Origin of the sequence: Qipengyuania intermedia (assembly GCF_019711615.1) — a bacterium.
GTDB lineage: Bacteria > Pseudomonadota > Alphaproteobacteria > Sphingomonadales > Sphingomonadaceae > Qipengyuania > Qipengyuania intermedia.
Genome location: NZ_JAIGNS010000001.1, coordinates 209,060 through 223,844 on the forward strand (window position 1 = coordinate 209,060; position 14,785 = coordinate 223,844).

Genomic DNA, 14,785 nt, shown 5'->3' on the forward strand with positions numbered 1-14,785 from the left:
CAGGCGCGAGCCGGTAAAGGAAAGCACGCCGCTTACGCGCCCATCATGGCTGCAAGGTCGGCCTGTACGGCGTTGGGGAAGCCTTCGTGGATCGGATAGGCTTCGGACGGCATGTACTGGGTGTAGAGGCTTGCCCTCAGTTTCGCCGGGTAGTTGACGAAAGCGACCGTCCCGGCAGCGCCGCCCCAGCCGAACGAGCCGTCGGTGACGCGGCCACCGGCGCCGAAGCCCTGTCCTTCGATCCAGGTGCCCTTGGTGACGGCGGTTTCCGGCAGGAGGTTCGAGGTGCCGAGCCTGACCGCAGCCTCGCTCATCACGCGCTTTCCGTCGATTTCGCCATAGCCGAGCAGCATCTTGAGGAAGCGGTCGTAATCGCGCGGGCTGGAGACGAGCCCTGCCCCGCCGAACGGGAATGCCGGATCGTCGAGATAGATCGACGCGCCTGCCGGATCGAGCGGCAGCGGTGTGCCCCCCATAATTCCGTAATTGGTGGTGAGGCGCGGCACTTCGCTCTTCGGTACGCGGAAGAACGTGCTGTTCATGCCGGCCGGCTCGAAGATTTGGGTGCGGAGATATTCGTCGAAGCTCATCCCGCTGGCGACTTCGATCACGCGGCCCAGGAGGTCGAGGCTGACCGAATAGCTCCACTTGCTGCCCGGCTGGAGGACCAGCGGGAGCTGGGCGAGATTGTTGGCGAACTTGTCGAGGCCGCGGATCGCTTCCTCGCGGCCCAGGCCCGGGATCGGCAGGCGCGTCACCTGGCCGGGCACCACGCCGTATTTCACATATTGTTGGCGGATCGGACCCTTCTGGATGATCGAATAGCCAAGGCCCGCCGTGTGCGTCAGCAGGTGGCGGATCGTGATCGGGCGCTCTGCCGGGACGAGATCGGTGACCGAACCGTCATAGGTCTTCTGCACCATCATCTTGGAGAATGCGGGCAGCGTTTCGGCCAACGGCTGGTCGAGGCCGAGCTTGCCCTCGTCGATCAGCATCATGGTCGCCATGCCGGTGACCGGCTTGGTCATCGAATAAATGCGGTAAAGGCTGTCCATGCCGGCAGGTGTCGCGCCGCCGATCGCCAGCGTGCCTTGCGCAATGAGCAGGGGGTCGCGGTCACCCCAGCCCAGCGCGGCCGCCATGTTGGCGACCTTGCCTTCGGACACATATTTGTCGACCAGCTTGGAGACCATGGGCCAGTCCGCCGACTTGCTGTGCGCCAGCGCCAGGCTGCCGCCTGGCAGGCCCGATATGGCTGCACCGGCGGTCAGCCACGCCCCGCCCCTCAGCAGCGAACGGCGCGAAAGCTGGGCATCGTCGAAATTGCGGTAGGCCATGGAATTCCTCTCGAAGTTCTTTTCGCGCCTTTTGTGCGCAAGCGATGCTGAACGGTCAATTGCGAATTGAAACTCTTGAATTCACTCACTGTCCTATCCATATAGGACACATGCTGAACCTTCTCTCGTTCCTGTTCGGAATCGTCTCGCTCGTCATCGTCATTCCGGCGACCATTCCCTTGCTGGGCTGGGCCAACTGGCTGGCGCTGCCGCTGATCGTCATCGGCATCATCGTCGGCCAGCTGTCGTCGAGCAATTCGGGACGCAACTTCAACATCATCGTGCTGCTGATAGCGGCCCTGCGCCTGACGCTGGGCGGCGGCATCATCTAGGCAAGCGCCAGCCGCGCTGCCTTTGCAAACAGCGTCGGCAATCCCGCTTCGTCGAGCCTGTCGAGCGGCCACCATTCCCCTTGATCCAAGGGATCTAAGGTCGCTTGCGTTTCGCACACCGCCAGTTCCAGCGCGAAATGCGTGAAGGTGTGCCGGACTTGCCCCAGATCGCGCCACGGGCCGCCGGTCGGAGCATTCTTGTGCCCGTCTCCCTGCGCCGACCAGCCGTCATCGGGAAGCGCGCGCATTCCGCCAAGCATTCCCGTGCCCTCGCGCCGTACCAGCCACACATGGTCCTCTTTGGTGATCCAATAGGCCTGACCCTGCCTGACGGGCTTGGCTTTCTTGGGTGCCTTGATGGGAAAACGCGCCGGATCGCCCGTTTTCCTGCCTCCGCAGGCCGCCGATAGCGGGCACAGCAGGCACTTGGGGTCGCGCGACGTGCAGATGGTCGCGCCGAGATCCATCATCGCCTGGGCAAAGTCGCCTGCCCGCTTTTCCGGGGTAATCTCGTCGGCGCGTTCGCGGATCAGCTTGCGCGAGGCCGGCAAGGGCTCCTCGATCGCGAACAGCCGCGAAACCACGCGTTCGACATTGGCATCGACGACGACGGCGCGCTGTCCGAACGCGATCGCCGCTACCGCAGCAGCTGTGTAGGCGCCGAGACCGGGCAGATTGCGCAACTCCCCCTCGGTTCTTGGGAAAGCGCCCATTTCGGCAATCGCGCGAGATGCCTTCACGAGGTTTCTCGCCCGCGAATAATAGCCCAGCCCCGCCCATGCCGCCATGACGTCTTCTTCCGGCGCTGCCGCCAGATCCTGGACCGTCGGCCAGCGACCGGTGAAGGCCTTGAAGTAGGGTTTCACTGCGGCGACTGTCGTCTGCTGCAGCATCACTTCCGAAAGCCAGACCCGGTAGGGGTCGGTCGGCGGCGCACCCGGCCGCGCACGCCACGGCAGGTGGCGGGCATGAGTGTCGTACCATTCAAGAAGTATGTCGGAGATGCTGGCGGCCACTCGCTGCCTATGGCATGAGCGCCGCCACAATGGAAAGCGACAAGCCCAAATCTGCCAACAAGCCCGCCCGGGCAAAAAAACCGTCCGGGAAAGCCAAGGCGGGAAAGCCTTATGAACGGCCTCGGGGCGGGCAGGCCAAGGCCATATCGGACCTCATGCCGCAAATCGGCAGGCCTGCCTTCCGCCGCTTCGGCTTCGTCCAGTCCTCGATCGTGAGCCGCTGGCCGGAAATCGTCGGCGATACGCATTCTCAGGTCTGCACCCCGGAAATGATCCGGTTCCCGCCGGGCGAGAAATCGGAAGGAATACTGGAACTCGTCGTCAAACCCGCCCACGCCCCGCTGATCCAACAGGTCCTGCCCGAGATCATCGAGCGCGTGAATCGCTTCTTCGGCTATAAGGCAGTGGCGCGGATCAAGCTCCGGCAAGGTGCGGTTAAGCCGCCCGAGGCGAAGCAGAAGGCGAAAGCCCCGCCCTCGCTCAAGCCGATACCGATGGAACTCGGCGACAGTTTGCGCGATATCGGGGATCCTGAACTGCGTGCCGTGCTTGAATCGCTGGCACGCGGGCTAGGATCGCAAAATGAAGATGGAACCGACTGACGTGAAAACCCTTGCCAAATTCGCCGCGAGCGCCCTCGCCGCCGCTGCCGCATTTGCTTCGCTCCCCTCCACGGCCCAGGACCTGGCGACCAGCAAGCCGCGCGGAAACTGGAATACCGTCATCAACGAAGTCGACGGCGGCCATGTCCTCGGCAACCCCGATGCCGAGGCGCGCCTGGTCGAATTCATGAGCTACACCTGCTCGCACTGCGCGGAATTCACCAAGACCGGCGAAAGCGCGATCAAGCTCCTGTATGTGCCCGGCGGGAAGGTGTCCTACGAAGTGCGGCACCTGATCCGCGATCCTGTCGACCTTACGGCAGCGCTGACCGCGCAATGCGGTGCGCCTTCCAAGTTCTTCGCCAACCACACGGCCCTGCTGATGAAGTATCCCGAATGGATGGCGAAGGCGCGCAGCATGACGCAGGCGCAGATGGCGCGCTGGAATTTCGGCAGCTTCGGTGCCCGCGCACAGGCGATCGCCAGCGATCTCGACTTTTACGAGATCATGGAAACCCGCGGTTACTCGCGCATCGCGCTCGACGATTGCCTCAAGGACGAGACCAAGGCCCGCGCGATCGCGGCGCAGAGCCAGGCCGATGCCGAGAAATACGGCCTGCGCGGCACACCGACCTTCATCATGGGCGGCGAGACCCTCGACGCGCACGACTGGACGCGTCTCCAGCCCTATCTCGACGCGCTCTACAAGAAGTAACCCTGCAACCTCATGGTTGCATTTGTCGGGGATAGGCCTGTGGACACCGCGTCCGCTGCGCTTCACCCGGCACGAACCCTGGCTTAGCCTACCTATCCACTCGAGAGGAAACCGATGAACACCAGCCTGCGCCTTGCCATTCTCGCACCATTTGCCCTGACGCTCGCAGCATGCGGCGACAGCACGGAAGAAGCAGCCGCCGGTTCGCTCGAAGGGGATGCAATTGCCGCGATCCCCGCTCCCGAAGGCACGAGCTGGCTGGAAGTTGCCAGCAAGACCGACGAAGGCGGGTTCGTCATCGGCAATCCCGACGCACCGCTCAAACTGGTAGAATTCGCCAGCCACACCTGCGGCGCCTGCGCCTATTTCGCCGAAAACGGGTCGACGCCCCTGCAGCAGGATTACGTCGATACCGGCGTGGTCAGCTACGAAATCCGTCCGCTGCTGCGCGATCCGGTGGACGTGACGATCTCGACCCTGGCCCAGTGCGGCGCCCCGGAAAGCTTCCACGCCCTGTCCGACCAGGCGTGGGGCTCGCTCGCTTCCTTCTACGAAAACATGGAAGCCAACCAGTCGGCCTACCAGGCAGCCATGCAGGCGGCGCCCGACCAGCGTTTCCTCAGGCTCGCAGAGGCCGCCGGGCTGATCGACTTCTTCGCGGCACGCGGTCTGTCCGCGGACCAGGCGCGCAGTTGCCTGACCGATGCACAGGGCATCGAAACTATCGCGAACACCTCGCGCTCCGCAGCAGAGGAACTGAACGTCACCGGCACGCCCACCTTCTTCCTCAACGGCCAGCGGCTCGACGGGAACCAGTGGGCGCAGGTCGAACCAATCCTGCAACGCGCCGGCGCCAGGTAAGGCCGGGGCTAGAGGGGGGGACACGGCGACGATGCTCATAAAACAGCTCAGACTGAGCGGTTTCAAGAGCTTCGTCGAGCCGTCCACACTGCGCATCGAACCCGGGCTGACCGGCGTGGTCGGCCCGAACGGGTGCGGTAAATCCAACCTTCTCGAAGCGATCCGCTGGGTGATGGGCGAAAACTCGCCCAAGTCCATGCGCTCGGGCGGCATGGAAGACGTCATCTTCGCAGGCACCGCCACGCGGCCGCCGCGCGATTTCGCCGAAGTCCAGCTTTCCGCCGAAAGCGACGATGGCGACGAATTGGAGGTCATCCGCCGCATCGAACGCGGGGCTGGCAGCGCGTACCGCGTCAACGGCAAGGACGTGCGCGCCAAGGACGTCGCGCTCACTTTCGCCGATGCCGCCACCGGCGCGCACTCCCCTGCCCTCGTCAGCCAGGGCAAGATCGCGCAGGTCATTGCGGCAAAGCCCGTCGAACGCCGCCAGATGCTCGAAGAGGCGGCCGGGATTGCGGGCCTTCATGTCCGGCGCAAGGATGCGGAGAGCAAGCTGCGCTCCACCGAAAACAACCTCGCGCGGCTCGAAGATCTCATGGCTGGGCTCGACAGCCAGATCGCCTCGCTGCGCCGGCAGGCGAAACAGGCGGAACGCTACAAGACGCTTTCCGACCAGATAAAGACCGCAGAGGCGCGGCTGGTCTACGCCCGCTGGCGCGATGCTGCCGCCGCTGCCGAAGAGGCCAAGAAAGCCGCTGCCGCAGCCGAAGCGCGGGTGACAGAGGCGCAGAAGGCTGCGGACGAGGCGCAAAGGGCGCAGCGCGCGGCTGCCGAGGCATTGGCCGAAGCGCGCGAGGAACAGGCCGACCGCCGCGACGATGCGAGTGCGCATGGCCACCGCATGGCTTCTCTTACCAGCCAGCTGGAGGCTGCCGAACAGCGCCTTGCCGACCTCGACCGTCAGAAACGGCGGCTGGAAGAAGATCGCGGTGATGCCGATCGCATGACCAAGGACGCGGCAGAAGCGCTCGCGCGACTGGAGAAGGAACTCGCGAACAGCGAGAAGGACCTTGCCGCCAACGAGGATCGCCGCCCGTCTCTCGTCGCGCAGAGCGAAGACGCCGAACGCGCCAGCCGGACGGCGGAACTCGCGTTGGCCAAGGCGACCGCCGACAATGCCGGTGTCGAGGCTGAATGGCGCGTCGTCGAGGCCGAAATCTCGCAGGCCCGGATGCGGCTCGAACGGGTCGAGGCGGAAGGCCGCCGCATGGCCGAGCAGCGCCAGGCGCTGGCCGGAGAAGATGTCGATGGCGCGCTCGAAAGCGCCAAGTCCGCCGCCGAGGAGGCTACCAGGTCATTGGCAGACAAGCGGGCGGCCATCGAAACCATGCAAGCCCGCAAGAGCGAGTTGCAGGCAGCCCGCGACGAAGCATCGAGCGCCCTGTCCGCCGCCCGGGCCGAGCTGTCCGGCATCCAGCGCGAACACGATGCCCTGCTCCGCGACCGCGAAGCGCGCGAGCGCGCAGCCGCTAAACGTTCCGGTCGCAAACAGGCCATTGATGGCGTGCGCGCGGCCAAGGGCTATGAACGGGCAGCAGCAGCCGCTCTGGGCCGCGATGGCAAGGCCCTGCTTGGCCTGCCGGACGAAGGGGCGGAAGGGCGCTACTGGACCGGTGCGGACGCCCCGCCGGCGGTGGCCGACAGCCTCGTTGACCACCTCGACCAGTGTCCCGACGAATTGCGCGCCCGGCTCGCGCTCGTCAATGTCGCGGACCGCGACGACGGACGCACGCTCGCCCCCGGCGAAAGCCTCGTCACGCGCGATGGCCACCTTCGCCGATGGGACGGCCTTGTCGTTCGAGGCGAAGGCGCTGCGGAGGCTGCCAGGCTGGAAGCGGACAATCGCTTTGCCGATCTGGCGCAGCAACTTCCAGCCCTGCAATCGGCGGTTTCGACAGCGCAGGCCGACGAAGCGCGTGCGAGCGAGGAACTGTCCACCTTGCAACGCGACCTGATCGCTGCCGATCGCGAACTGGCCGCGACCGCCGATGCAGAGCGCCAGGCCCTGCGCGCACTAGACCAGGCTGAGGCCGCACGCGAACGTATCGCCGCTCGGCTGGAAGAACTGGAACGCGCCGAAAGCGAACACAGCGACTTGCTTTCCTCTGCACAGTCCGAGCTGGAGGCAGCACAGGCCAAGCAATCCGCTTTGCCCGATCCGGCAGCCGGTCGCGCCTCGCTCGATGCTGCCCGGGCGAAAAACGAGGCCGCCCGCTCCACCCTGCAGGCACGCGCCGCCGAGCTTGCCGCGCATGACCAGTCGCTGGCCGTAGCGCGCGAACGCACGGCCGCTCAGCGCAGCGACATGGCCAACTGGCAGGCGCGTTCGGGTGAAGCGACGCGCCGCCTTTCGGACATGGCCCGCCGGTTCGAAGAGATCGAGGAAGAGCGCGCGGTCTTCGCTGCCAAGCCCGAAGGGCTGATGCGCGAGATCGAACAGGGCGACCAGGTCCGCGAACGCCTCGGCACGGAGCTGGCGAAAGCGGAGGCCGCAGTCGCCGAAGCCAATGAACGCGCAGCCGAGGCCGACCGCGCTTTCGCTTCCGCCAATGAAGCGTTGGCGGCTGCCCGTGAAAATCGCGCCGGCCTGTCCGAACGGGCAGAGAACCAGGACGGTCGCAGGATCGAGATGGCGCGGATCTCGGGCGAACGCTTCCAGTCGCCCCCGCCCCTCCTGCCCGCCAAATTCGAGTTCGAGGCAAGCGACGTCAAATCGGCGAATCTGGAAGGCGAGGAGATGGATCGCCTTACCGCCAGCCGCGAGCGTATCGGGCCCGTGAACCTCGTCGCTGCCGAAGAGCTGGAAAAGATCGAGAGCGAGCATGGTTCGAACGCGGCTGAGCAGGAGGAACTGCGCGAGGCGGTCAATCGCCTGCGCGGTTCGATCGGCAGCCTCAATCGCGAAGGGCGCGAGCGGCTGCGCGAGGCGTTCGAGCAGGTGAACGACCACTTCAAGCGTCTCTTCACGCGCCTGTTCGAAGGCGGGGAAGCGCATCTTGCGCTAATAGACAGCGACGATCCGCTCGAAGCGGGCCTCGAGATTTTCGCCCAGCCGCCGGGCAAGCGGCTCCAGTCGCTAACCCTGCTGTCGGGCGGGGAGCAGGCGCTGACCGCAACGGCGCTGATCTTCGCACTGTTCCTGACCAACCCAGCCCCGATCTGCGTGCTCGACGAAGTCGACGCGCCGCTGGACGATGCCAATATCGACCGCTTCTGCGACCTGCTCGACGCCATGGTGCGCGAAACCAACACGCGTTACCTGATCGTTACGCACAACGCCGTGACGATGAGTCGGATGCACCGCCTTTTCGGTGTCACCATGATCGAGAAGGGCATCAGCCGCCTCGTCAGTGTCGACCTCGGCGGCGCGGAAGAACTTCTGGCGGCAGAATAGCCTCTCGGATAATCCTGCTGCGTGATGCGGTGGGGGAAAACGATGACTCAACGGACAAGCGACGGCAGCGCGGGCGATGTCGATTATGGCGACATCGGAGGAACCTACGCGCAGTTCCGCCAGCCGGACCCGATAATCGAAGCGCAAATCCACCGCGCGCTCGGCGATGCCGAGACAGTGCTGAATGTCGGCGCAGGAGCCGGGTCCTACGAGCCCACCGACCGGCAGGTCACGGCGGTCGAACCGTCGCAATCCATGCGGGCACAGCGCCCGTCGCATCTGGTCGAGGCGATCGATGCCACGGCGGAAGACTTGCCCTTTCCCGACAATTCCTTCGACGCCTCGATGGCGAGCGTTACCGTTCACCAGTGGAGCGATCTCGAGAAAGGTTTGTCGGAAATGCGGCGGGTCACGATCGGTCCGGTCGTCCTCCTCGTGTGCGATCCACAACTGATGCACGACTACTGGCTGAGCGATTACATTCCCGAAGTGCGCGCAGTCGAAGCAGGGCGCTTCCCGCAGATTTCGAGGATTGTGGACGCCTTGGGCGGCAAGGTGGAAGTCGAGCCTGTTCCCGTCCCGCTGGAGTGCAGTGACGGTTTCAACGAAGCCTATTATGGACGGCCCGAGCGCTTTCTCGATCCGGCCGCGCGGCTCGCCTGTTCAAGCTGGAGCCTGGTGAGCGAAGAAGCGGTCGACCGCTTCGTCACGACCCTTTCCAGCGATCTGGAGAGCGGTGAATGGGACCGGAAATATGGGCACTTGCGCAGGCAGGCCTTCTTCGACGGCCCGCTGCGGCTGGTTATCGGAAGGTGTGACTGAAGCTAGACAGCGGCTTCCAGTGCGGCACGCAGATCGTCCCTCACCGCCTTCAGTCGTGGAAGGAAGTTCGAGGCAGCCTCGGTGCCGTTTGAAACGGTCGTTTCCTGGGCGGCGCCCTGCTGGTCCGGCACGCCGCGAAGGGCCGCTTTTGCGCCCTTCAGGGTGTAACCTTCTTTGTTTACGAGCCGGTCGATCCGCTCGACCAGCGCAACGTCCTCGGCCCGGTAGTACCGGCGCCCGCCACTGCGTTTCAGGGGCTTGAGGCTGGGGAACTGCTGCTCCCAATATCGCAACACGTGCGTTTTGATGCCCGTCGCACGGGCGACTTCACCGATGGTGCGCAGCGCACCTTCTTCCTTGTGATCGTCGAATTCGGCCATGCGATCCCCTTAGCAGTTAGCCGTTGGCGACGCGATCCTTCAGCAGCTGGCTTGCCCGGAAAGTCATGACGCGGCGCGGCGTGATCGGTACTTCTACGCCGGTTTTGGGATTGCGGCCAATACGCTCTTTCTTGTCGCGCAGAACGAAGCTGCCGAAACCGGAAATCTTGACGTTTTCACCCTGGATCAGGGCCTGCGACATCTTGTCGAGCACCTGTTCCACCAGATCGAGCGACTCGGCCCTGCTGAGGCCCATCTTCCGATTGATAGTTTCCGCCAGATCGGCACGGGTCAAAGTTCCCACCGAGCGCATCATGTCCATTTCTCACTCTCCCCAGACGCGACCCTGGGTCCGACTTAGAAATGGCAACGTACTGTATTCGGTAGTGTTTTACAACCGAATGTGTACTTTGTTTATATGCTCACATCCGGGCGAGCGAGGCACCCCATGTGAAGCCGCCGCCCATGGCTTCGAACATGACCAGATCGCCCTGCTTGATCCGACCGTCACGGCGCGCGACATCGAATGCCAGGGGAACCGAAGCAGCCGATGTATTGGCGTGCTTGTCGACCGTGACGATGACCTTTTCGGCCGGCATATTCAGCTTGCGGGCTGTCGCATCGAGGATGCGGGCATTGGCCTGATGAGGCACGACCCAGTCGATGTCTTCTGCAGAAATACCCGTGTTTCCAATAACTTCGCGCAGGACGTCGGCAAGATTGACCACGGCATGACGGAAGACTTCGCGACCCTTCATCCGTAGTTTGCCAACCTCGCCAGTGGTCGAGGGACCGCCGTCTACATAGAGCAGTTCGCAATGCGCGCCGTCGGCATGCAGCTTGGTCGAAAGGATGCCCGGGCCGTCTTCGGCGACATCCTGTGTCTCGAGGACCACGGCCCCGGCGCCATCGCCGAAAAGGACGCAGGTGGTGCGGTCTTCCCAGTCGAGAATGCGGCTGAAAGTCTCTGCGCCGATCACCAGCGCCTTGGTTGCCATGCCGGTGCGCAGCATCGAGTCGGCGGTGGCCAGAGCGTAGAGGAAGCCCGAACACACGGCCTGCACATCGAAGGCCACGCCCCCGCCGCAGCCCAGTGCATGCTGGACCTGCGTGGCGGTTGCCGGGAAGGTATGGTCGGGTGTCGCGGTCGCCAGAACGATCAGACCGATTTCGCTCGCATCGACACCTGCGTTTTCAAGGGCATTGCGGGCGGCTTCGGTCGCCAGGGTCGACGTCGTCTCGCCCTCGCCCGCGATATAGCGCTGCCGAATGCCGGTGCGCTCCACGATCCATTCGTCGCTGGTATCGACGCGCTCGGCCATTTGGGCATTGGTCACACAGTTGGCGGGAAGCGCGCTGCCGCTGCCGGTGATGACCGAACGGATCATTTCGCGGCGAATCCTTCGCTGCCTACCTCGCCGAGGTCCTTGCGGATGCGGTTGAGGATGTCGTCCTCGAGCAGGCGTGCGGCGACTTCCACGGCATTGGCAACCCCGGTGGCGTCGGCGCTGCCATGGCTTTTCACGACCACGCCGTTGAGGCCGAGGAAGACCGCGCCGTTGTGGTTGTTCGGGTCGAGATGGTGCTTGAGCAACTCGGTCGCCGGACGCGACACGAGGAAGCCCACCTTGGAGCGGACCGAACTGGTGAAAGCGCGGCGCAGCAGGTCAGTCACGAAACGCGCCGTACCTTCGATCGCCTTCAGCGCGATATTGCCGGAGAACCCGTCGCACACGACCACATCGCATTCGCCGCGGTTGATCTTGTCCGCTTCGACATAACCTTCGAACTCCATGTCGAGGCCGGTGGCTCCGCGCAGAATTTCGGCTGCGTTCTGGATGTCTTCGGTGCCCTTGGTTTCTTCCGTGCCGATATTCAGCAGACGGGTGCGCGGGCGTTCACGGCCGGTCACGATACGCGAATAGGCCGCGCCCATAATGGCGAACTGCACGAGGTTTCGCGCGTCGCATTCGCGGTTCGCGCCAAGGTCGAGCATGATGACGTCGTTGTCGCCCAGCGTCGGCAGAAGCGCTGCAAGGGCGGGCCGGTCGAGACCCGGCATGGTGCGCAAGGCAAGCTTGCTCATCGCCATCAGTGCGCCGGTGTTTCCGGCAGAGACGGCTGCGCCGGCCTCGCCGCGCTTAACGGCGTCGACAGCCAGGCCCATGCTAGTCGTCCTCGCACGACGCAGGGCCTTGGAAGGCTTTTCGTCGCCCCCGACCACATCTTCGCAATGCAGGATTTCCGAAGCGCCCGACATTCCCGGGTGGTCGGCAAGCGCTTTCTTGATGCGCTCCTCGTCGCCGACCAGCAGGAACTTGAATCGATCGTGGCGGCGCCGCGCCATCGCGGCACCGTCGATCATGGTGCGCACGCCTTCGTCGCCGCCCATCGCGTCAATAGCGATACGCGGCAAACTCATGACGATCTCCGGCTTACGGTGACGGTCTTAGAGACCGACGGCGATGACTTCGCGCCCGTTGTAGAAACCGCAGTGCGGGCAAAGGTTGTGCGGACGCTTGAGTTCACCGCAGTTCGAGCACTCGTGATGAGCTTCGACCTTGAGCGAATCGTGCGCACGACGGTTGCCGCGGCGGTGGGGCGATACTTTCCTCTTGGGGACGGCCATGGCGGCACCTGTTCCTCAAACAATTACAATCAATTTCGGTGGCCGCCCTAGTGGAAGGTCCGGCAACGCACAAGTGCGCTTAAACCCGAAACTTCCCGACCATGACGGTGAAGGCGCGCGCTATAGCGATTTTTCGCCTCAGTGCAAGCGCTGTGCGTTAGTCATGCCTGCACATTGCATGGTCCGGCCCTTGCCTATAGCCCGAGATGGGGTTCGCGAGGGAAATCACAAGGGAGGGATCGTATGGGCCTGTTTCTACCCGTCACTCTGACGGCGGCTGCTGCCGCGGCACTTATCAACCTGTGGCTGGCGGTGCGCGTCGGCCAGATGCGCGGCGCGACCAAGACAATTCACGGCGACGACGGAGGTGGTCCGCTGACCCGCCGGATGCGCGCGCAGCTGAATTTCGTGGAGAACACGCCGTTCGTGCTCGTGCTCATCGCTGCAATCGAGATCACCGGCAAGGGTACGCCCTGGCTCGCCTGGGTTGCGGGGATCTACATGCTGGGCCGGGTTGCCCACGGAATGGGCATGGACGCCGAAACCGGCACCAAGCCGCGCATGATCGGCACGCTCATCACCATGCTAACCCTGCTGGGGCTGGCAGTGATGGCCACGCTGATTGCGATGCGCGTTATCTAGGAACTTGGCGGGCCGGGCGCGTATCCGGCCCACTTTTTACGCAAGTGCCGCGTCGCTGACGAAGGCGTTGGTCTTGCGCTCCTGACCGAAAGTGCTGGTCGGGCCGTGGCCCGGGATGAACGTCACGTCGTCGCCAAGCGGCCAGAGCTTCTGCGTGATCGCGTCGATCAGGTCCTGGTGGTTGCCCATGGGGAAATCGGTACGCCCGATGCTGCCCTGGAACAGGACGTCGCCCACGATGGCAAATTTGCTCGGCCGGTTGAAGAAGACCACGTGGCCGGGCGTGTGGCCAGGACAGTGAATGACTTCGAGTTCCAGCTCGCCAACAGTGACGGTGTCCCCGTCTTCCAGCCAGCGGTCCGGTTCGAAAACCTGGCTGTTCATGCCGTAGCGCGCGCCGTCCTCCTCCAGCCGGCTGATCCAGAACCGGTCAGCCTCCTGCGGCCCTTCAATCGGCAGGCCGAGCTCCTTGGCCAGTACGCCCGCTTCGCCGCAATGGTCCATGTGGCCATGCGTGATGAGGATCTTTTCCAGTTCCACCCCGGTCTTGGCGACCGCTGCCTTCAGCTTGTCGAGATCCCCGCCCGGATCGATCAAGGCACCCTTGTTGGTCTTGGTGCACCAGATCAGCGAGCAGTTCTGCTGGAGCGGCGTTACCGGCACGATGCCGGCTTTCATCGGGGGCTGATTGGGCGTGTCGGTCATAATGGCGAGATGGCTGTAGCGGCGAGGGATTGCAAGTTTCCGTGAAGCGCCGCCACTGTGGCGATTGCTGCCGGTCTGGCGACGTGCGAATAGACGTTCGATTGCTACAGTTTATCGGGAGCGTTCGGGTTGGAACACATGATCGAATATGGCGACTACATGCCGCATGGCATGTGCCTTCTGTGGGAGCCGTGGCTGGTTATCTTGTGGGCTGGATCGGACTTGCTGATCTTCCTTTCCTATACCGCAATTCCGATCGCCTTGCTGACCGTGCTTCGCAAGCGTGAGGACGTCCCCCACGCTGGCCTTGTAACACTCTTCGCATCGTTCATCCTGCTATGCGGCCTGACCCATCTGCTTGGCATCGTGACCCTGTGGTTTCCGATTTATCCGTGGGTCGGATGGGTCAAGTTGGCGACGGGACTGGTATCGATGACGACCGCCGCAGTCCTCTTCAAGCTAATCCCTACGCTGGTCAATTTTCCATCGCCGGCGAGGATGCAGGAAGCAAACCAGAGACTACGTGACGAGATTGCCGCACATGAACGCACGCTCGCCTCGCTCGAGAAAAAGGTGGAGGAACGCACCCGCGAATTGACGGCCGCCAACACGACCCTTGCCATTCAGACCCGCGAAGCGGTGCATCGCAGCGGCAACCTGCTTTCCGTTGTCACGTCGCTTGCGGTGCAGACGGCCAAAGGGCGCCAGAAGACCGAAGAATTCCTTGATATTTTCGTCGCGCGCCTGCGGGCCCTGTCCAGCGCAACGCGATCCATTGAACGAAAAAACGAAGCATCGATCTCGTTGGGCACAGTAATCGACGAAAGCCTTCGGGTGCTGGAAGAGACCTACGGCGAACGCTTCGCCTATGCCGGGCCAGAGCTGGTCATCAACCCCGAGGCCGCCCAGCAAATCAGCCTCGCGATGCACGAGTTGGCAACGAATTCGCAGAAATACAGCCTCTCGGTTTCCGAGGCTGCACATGTCGAAGTGAGTTGGTCCATCGAGAGCGGCAAGTTCGACCTGAGTTGGCGTGAATACGGTATGCCGGTGTTACAGTCGGACGACCTGCTCAGGCCGGAGGGTTTCGGCACAAAACTTCTGACGAGGGTTATTCCCACCATGCTGAGAGGCGAAGCCAGTCGGACCTTCGAACAGGGTGGGCTTGTCTACCGGCTCTCAGTCCCTCTCGAGGCTGTTATCGCAGAACAGGATCAGGGCGATTCCGATCGAATGGCGGCACGGATCGTGGACGAAACCTTTGGAATCGATCCGGCCTAGAGAACGTAA

At 63.6% G+C, this 14,785-nt stretch carries 16 protein-coding genes; 8 read left to right on the forward strand and 8 right to left on the reverse strand.

The features are described from left to right. Positions 1-32 precede the first annotated feature (32 nt). Complete coding sequence (locus K3179_RS00955; RefSeq protein WP_221562073.1) at positions 33-1,337, reverse strand: serine hydrolase domain-containing protein; 1,305 nt, start codon at positions 1,335-1,337, stop codon at positions 33-35. A gap of 110 nt (positions 1,338-1,447) precedes the next feature. On the opposite strand from K3179_RS00955, the gene K3179_RS00960 reads away from it, so the two are divergent. Next, positions 1,448-1,669, forward strand: coding sequence for a hypothetical protein (locus K3179_RS00960; RefSeq protein ID WP_090482492.1), 222 nt, complete (start codon positions 1,448-1,450; stop codon positions 1,667-1,669). Here the strand turns inward: K3179_RS00960 and mutY are convergent. Continuing rightward, the gene (mutY, locus tag K3179_RS00965; protein WP_221562074.1) at positions 1,666-2,685 is read right to left on the reverse strand and encodes an A/G-specific adenine glycosylase; all 1,020 of its coding nucleotides are present in this window, start codon (positions 2,683-2,685) and stop codon (positions 1,666-1,668) included. The genes K3179_RS00960 and mutY overlap by 4 nt on opposite strands. Before the next feature lie 14 nt (positions 2,686-2,699). Here mutY and K3179_RS00970 point away from each other — a divergent pair, with 14 nt between their 5' ends. From K3179_RS00970 to K3179_RS00990, 5 genes are all read left to right on the forward strand, one after another. Further along, positions 2,700-3,287: a DUF721 domain-containing protein gene (locus K3179_RS00970; protein ID WP_221562075.1), complete on the forward strand. Its 588-nt coding sequence runs from the start codon at positions 2,700-2,702 to the stop codon at positions 3,285-3,287. Continuing rightward, positions 3,268-4,002, forward strand: a complete 735-nt coding sequence (locus K3179_RS00975) for a DsbA family protein (protein WP_221562076.1) — start codon at positions 3,268-3,270, stop codon at positions 4,000-4,002. Before K3179_RS00970 ends, K3179_RS00975 begins: the two co-directional genes overlap by 20 nt. A gap of 114 nt (positions 4,003-4,116) precedes the next feature. Continuing rightward, on the forward strand, positions 4,117-4,863 hold the full coding sequence (locus K3179_RS00980) for a thioredoxin domain-containing protein (protein WP_221562077.1): 747 nt from the start codon (positions 4,117-4,119) through the stop codon (positions 4,861-4,863). A gap of 31 nt (positions 4,864-4,894) precedes the next feature. Further along, on the forward strand, positions 4,895-8,317 hold the full coding sequence (locus K3179_RS00985; protein WP_221562078.1) for an AAA family ATPase: 3,423 nt from the start codon (positions 4,895-4,897) through the stop codon (positions 8,315-8,317). A gap of 42 nt (positions 8,318-8,359) precedes the next feature. Then, a complete protein-coding gene (locus K3179_RS00990) occupies positions 8,360-9,139 on the forward strand; it encodes a class I SAM-dependent methyltransferase (protein ID WP_221562079.1) in 780 nt (259 codons plus the stop codon). Between the two features lie 2 nt (positions 9,140-9,141). Here the strand turns inward: K3179_RS00990 and K3179_RS00995 are convergent, their stop codons facing one another. The 5 genes from K3179_RS00995 to rpmF all read right to left on the reverse strand — a co-directional run bounded on the left by K3179_RS00995 (position 9,142) and on the right by rpmF (position 12,148). Next, the gene (locus K3179_RS00995) at positions 9,142-9,519 is read right to left on the reverse strand and encodes a MerR family transcriptional regulator (RefSeq protein ID WP_221562080.1); all 378 of its coding nucleotides are present in this window, start codon (positions 9,517-9,519) and stop codon (positions 9,142-9,144) included. Positions 9,520-9,535: 16 nt separating this feature from the next. Further along, entirely contained in the window at positions 9,536-9,835 is a 300-nt protein-coding gene (locus K3179_RS01000) for an integration host factor subunit alpha (RefSeq protein WP_090482821.1), read from the reverse strand. A gap of 106 nt (positions 9,836-9,941) precedes the next feature. Continuing rightward, positions 9,942-10,907 (reverse strand): beta-ketoacyl-ACP synthase III, encoded by a 966-nt coding sequence (locus tag K3179_RS01005; protein ID WP_221562081.1) that lies wholly within the window; start codon positions 10,905-10,907, stop codon positions 9,942-9,944. Further along, positions 10,904-11,941 carry a phosphate acyltransferase PlsX gene (gene plsX, locus K3179_RS01010; protein WP_221562082.1) on the reverse strand — a complete coding sequence of 346 codons (1,038 nt, stop codon included), beginning with the start codon at positions 11,939-11,941 and terminating at the stop codon, positions 10,904-10,906. The genes K3179_RS01005 and plsX overlap by 4 nt, the downstream gene beginning before the upstream one ends. A gap of 27 nt (positions 11,942-11,968) precedes the next feature. Further along, positions 11,969-12,148, reverse strand: a complete 180-nt coding sequence (gene rpmF, locus K3179_RS01015; protein WP_090482457.1) for a 50S ribosomal protein L32 — start codon at positions 12,146-12,148, stop codon at positions 11,969-11,971. Between the two features lie 243 nt (positions 12,149-12,391). Here rpmF and K3179_RS01020 point away from each other — a divergent pair, with 243 nt between their 5' ends. Beyond that, positions 12,392-12,790 carry an MAPEG family protein gene (locus K3179_RS01020; protein ID WP_221562083.1) on the forward strand — a complete coding sequence of 133 codons (399 nt, stop codon included), beginning with the start codon at positions 12,392-12,394 and terminating at the stop codon, positions 12,788-12,790. 36 nt (positions 12,791-12,826) lie between these two features. Here K3179_RS01020 and K3179_RS01025 read toward each other — a convergent pair whose 3' ends face one another. Beyond that, positions 12,827-13,468: an MBL fold metallo-hydrolase gene (locus K3179_RS01025; protein WP_221562972.1), complete on the reverse strand. Its 642-nt coding sequence runs from the start codon at positions 13,466-13,468 to the stop codon at positions 12,827-12,829. 165 nt (positions 13,469-13,633) lie between these two features. On the opposite strand from K3179_RS01025, the gene K3179_RS01030 reads away from it, so the two are divergent. Next, complete coding sequence (locus K3179_RS01030; RefSeq protein ID WP_221562084.1) at positions 13,634-14,776, forward strand: sensor histidine kinase; 1,143 nt, start codon at positions 13,634-13,636, stop codon at positions 14,774-14,776. The last annotated feature ends 9 nt before the right edge of the window (positions 14,777-14,785 follow it).

Bases quoted from the DNA above. Each gene is read 5' to 3' on its own strand.
- K3179_RS00995 (WP_221562080.1), bottom strand. From the start codon at position 9,519: ATGGCCGAATTCGACGATCACAAGGAAGAAGGTGCGCTGCGCACCATC.
- plsX (WP_221562082.1), bottom strand. From the start codon at position 11,941: ATGAGTTTGCCGCGTATCGCTATTGACGCGATGGGCGGCGACGAAGGC.
- K3179_RS01020 (WP_221562083.1), top strand. From the start codon at position 12,392: ATGGGCCTGTTTCTACCCGTCACTCTGACGGCGGCTGCTGCCGCGGCA.
- K3179_RS01005 (WP_221562081.1), bottom strand. From the start codon at position 10,907: ATGATCCGTTCGGTCATCACCGGCAGCGGCAGCGCGCTTCCCGCCAAC.
- K3179_RS01000 (WP_090482821.1), bottom strand. From the start codon at position 9,835: ATGATGCGCTCGGTGGGAACTTTGACCCGTGCCGATCTGGCGGAAACT.
- rpmF (WP_090482457.1), bottom strand. From the start codon at position 12,148: ATGGCCGTCCCCAAGAGGAAAGTATCGCCCCACCGCCGCGGCAACCGT.
- K3179_RS00975 (WP_221562076.1), top strand. From the start codon at position 3,268: ATGAAGATGGAACCGACTGACGTGAAAACCCTTGCCAAATTCGCCGCG.
- K3179_RS00985 (WP_221562078.1), top strand. From the start codon at position 4,895: ATGCTCATAAAACAGCTCAGACTGAGCGGTTTCAAGAGCTTCGTCGAG.
- K3179_RS00960 (WP_090482492.1), top strand. From the start codon at position 1,448: ATGCTGAACCTTCTCTCGTTCCTGTTCGGAATCGTCTCGCTCGTCATC.
- K3179_RS01030 (WP_221562084.1), top strand. From the start codon at position 13,634: ATGATCGAATATGGCGACTACATGCCGCATGGCATGTGCCTTCTGTGG.
- K3179_RS00970 (WP_221562075.1), top strand. From the start codon at position 2,700: ATGAGCGCCGCCACAATGGAAAGCGACAAGCCCAAATCTGCCAACAAG.
- K3179_RS00955 (WP_221562073.1), bottom strand. From the start codon at position 1,337: ATGGCCTACCGCAATTTCGACGATGCCCAGCTTTCGCGCCGTTCGCTG.
- K3179_RS00980 (WP_221562077.1), top strand. From the start codon at position 4,117: ATGAACACCAGCCTGCGCCTTGCCATTCTCGCACCATTTGCCCTGACG.
- K3179_RS01025 (WP_221562972.1), bottom strand. From the start codon at position 13,468: ATGAAAGCCGGCATCGTGCCGGTAACGCCGCTCCAGCAGAACTGCTCG.
- K3179_RS00990 (WP_221562079.1), top strand. From the start codon at position 8,360: ATGACTCAACGGACAAGCGACGGCAGCGCGGGCGATGTCGATTATGGC.